This window comes from Cobetia sp. (assembly GCF_983723665.1).
In genome coordinates, this window is sequence record NZ_CFDJES010000227.1 from 1 (window position 1) to 3,015 (window position 3,015).

General features: G+C 59.4%; 2 protein-coding genes. Both read right to left on the bottom strand.

Annotated features, from left to right (window positions below):
• A partial coding sequence (locus AC4FAH_RS14175) for a dicarboxylate/amino acid:cation symporter (RefSeq protein ID WP_490246271.1) occupies positions 1-1,319 on the bottom strand: 1,319 nt, incomplete at its 3' end.
• Between the two features lie 315 nt (positions 1,320-1,634).
• Positions 1,635-2,594, bottom strand: a complete 960-nt coding sequence (locus AC4FAH_RS14180) for an ABC transporter substrate-binding protein (protein ID WP_287020371.1) — start codon at positions 2,592-2,594, stop codon at positions 1,635-1,637.
• Positions 2,595-3,015 lie beyond the last annotated feature (421 nt).

A 3,015-nucleotide genomic window follows, 5' to 3' on the forward strand; every position in this document is an offset into this window, starting at 1 on the left:
CTGAGCTCTGAGCGCATGACGTGGGGCGTATTGAAGACTTCCTCGTCCAGCTCGCCTTCGCTCTTGGCGACCAGGCAGCTGACGGCGCAGTCACCCGCCACGTTGAGGCCGGTACGTGCCATGTCGAGCACACTATCGATACCCGCGATGATGGCAACGCCTTCCAGCGGCAGGCCGACGGAGGTCAGCACCAGCGAGAGCATGATCAAGCCGGCACCCGGCACACCGGCGGTACCGATGGAGCCCAGCGTCGCGGTCATGATGATGGTGACGTATTCGGTCATGCCCAGATCAACGCCATAGGCCTGGGCGATGAACAGCGCGCAGACGCCCTGATACAACGCAGTGCCATCCATGTTGATGGTCGCACCCAGCGGCAGCACGAAGCTCGAGACACCCCGCTTGACGCCCAGATTCTGCTCGGCGGCCATCATGGTCACCGGCAAGGTGCCGGAACTGGAGGTGCTGGTGAAGGCGAGCATGATCGGCTCGACACTGCCCTGGAAATAGCGCAGCGGGTTCAAGCGCGCCAGAAAACGCAGCATGCCGCCATAGACCACGATGGCATGCACGAAGCAGCCGAGATAGACGATGCCGATCACCTTGGCCAGCGGCGCGAGCATCGCCAGGCCATAGGTACCCGCCACCCAGGTCATCAGGGCGAAGACACCGTAGGGCGTGAAGGCGATGATGATGCTGGTCATGCGATAGATGATTTCCGCCGCGGACTCGAAGAACACGCGCACCGGACGGGCTTTCTCCCCCACCAGCGTGATGGAGAGGCCAAACAGGATCGCGAAGACGATGATCTGCAGCACATTGCCTTCGGCGAAGGCCTCGACGGCATTGGTCGGTACCAGCCCGAGCAGCGTATCGACGGCGGTCGGCGCTTCACGCACCTCGACATTGGCCGCGCTGCCCAGGTCGATCCCGACGCCCGGCTGGAAGACGGTAGCCAGCCCCAGGCCGATGGTGATGGCAACCGCCGTCATGCCCAGATAGAGCACCAGCGTCTTGACGCTCAGGCGGCCGATCTTGGAGAGGTTGTTGAGCGAGGCCACACCAGTGACCAGTGAGATGAAGACCAGCGGCACGATCAGCATCTTGATGCCGCGGATGAACAGGTCACCCAGCGGTTTGATATCGGCGGCGATATCGGCGCGCCCGGTCTGGTTGAGCACGATACCCAGCCCCAGGCCCAGAACCAGTGCGATGAAGATCTGCTTCCACAGCGCCAGACGTGTCCAGGGAGACAGAAAGCGCGCAATGGGCCCGGGAGAGCGAGGCAACGAGGCGGAGGAAGAGCCTGAATCAGCCATGAGTGTTTCCTTCTTGTCATTATTGTTGGCTGCGCGTGGAAGCAGCGCAGAGTGCAGACTGATGGTGATAAAGGCCCCTATCCCGCGACCAATTCTTTATTTGGATTTTCCATGCAAGATTTGCATGACGACGAATTCTCCTCCTGATGCGCTGCATACCAGAGGCTATTCCCGGCTCTGATGCTGTGCGCTTTCTTGACACGTTCGCTGCTGTAGAACGCACGAAGCCCGCTCAATGAGCGGGCTTCGTGTTCTTACCACTATATTCAAGGTGCTGCATCCGCAAAGATCAGCGGCACCTTTTCAAGCTGTCGATCATGCTTCCGGCAGGCCGAGAGCCTCCTTGACGGCCGGCCAGGCAGGTTCGCCATCACGGGTGGTCACGCCTTCCAGCCAGGCCTTGACCTTGGCTGGGTTGGCTTTCATCCAGGTTCCCGCCACCTCTTCCTGCGGGCGCTCTTCCTTGCCATAGCCATAGATGAGTTCACTCTGCTCCTCGGAGGTGAAGGAGATCTGATCCAGGAAGATGGATGCATTGGGATGTGCTTCCGACCACGCCTTGTTGGCCAAGGTCTTCACATCACTGGCGCCACCACCCGGGCCCCAGAGGTCTTCCGGGTCATCGAGGAAGACCATGTCGTATTCGACGCCCATCCAGTGCGGAGTCCAGCCGACGAACATGACCCACTCATCACGCTTGATGGCATTGGCGACTGTCCCAAGCATGCCAGCAGTGGAAGACTCCTTGAGATCCCAATCGCCGAGACCATAGATGTCCTCATCGACGGCACGGTTGGCGATTTCACTGGAGCCCGAGCCGATCTCGATGGAATAGATGGTCTTTTCGAACTTGTCGGCAAATTCCGGCTTGTCGACGTCATGCAGTGAGGTGACACCGGCTTCGGCCACGTAACGTGGCACGGCGAAATTGGCACGTGCGCCATCCACGTTGTTGCCGAAGTCGACCATGGCATCCTTTGCCATAGCCGCCTTGTACATGGTGCTTTGACCTGGCAACCAGGCGGCCAGGTAGACATCGACTTCCCCGAGCGAGATGCCTTCGTAAGTGATCTGCGCGCCCAGCTGGCGGGTGGTGGGAGAATAGCCCAGTGCCTCGAAGATTTCGGAGGCGATCTCGGTCTTCATGGTCACGCCCGGCCATGGCGGCGCCGCGAACACGACACTGGCATCTTCCGCGGCAGTCGCCGGCGCTGACAGGGTTGCCAGCAGCAGACCACTGCCCGCCAACGCCATGCGCAGCGGCAGAGCTTTCATCAGGGGGGACCTGGTGAAGGGAGACGACTTGATGAAGGGGGACGACATAGTGGATTTTCCTCGTTGTTGTTATGAATACGCCATTGTCATGAAAATACTGGAAACAAGCGTTTGATTGAAGATGGCCTCTGCATAAATACCACTTCTGCAAAACCCACTTCCAGCAAATAATTCACAATACGAGCAGACAATTGCCTACCTTAAGCGCGATCGTTGGATCGATACAAGGTTCGGTGTCCAACGACGCGCATGAAAAAGCCCCCGCCATTCGTGAAAATGACGGGGGCTTTTTCATGACGCATGCGCAGATCAGAAGCTAGCGATCAGAAGCTGGCGATCTCTTCCGGACGCAGGAAGCGGCATTCACCCGGCTCCAGCTCCGGGTCCAGCTCGACAGCCCCGATGGCTTCGCGATGCAGGG

Bases quoted from the DNA above. Each gene is read 5' to 3' on its own strand.
- AC4FAH_RS14180 (WP_287020371.1), bottom strand. From the start codon at position 2,594: ATGAAAGCTCTGCCGCTGCGCATGGCGTTGGCGGGCAGTGGTCTGCTG.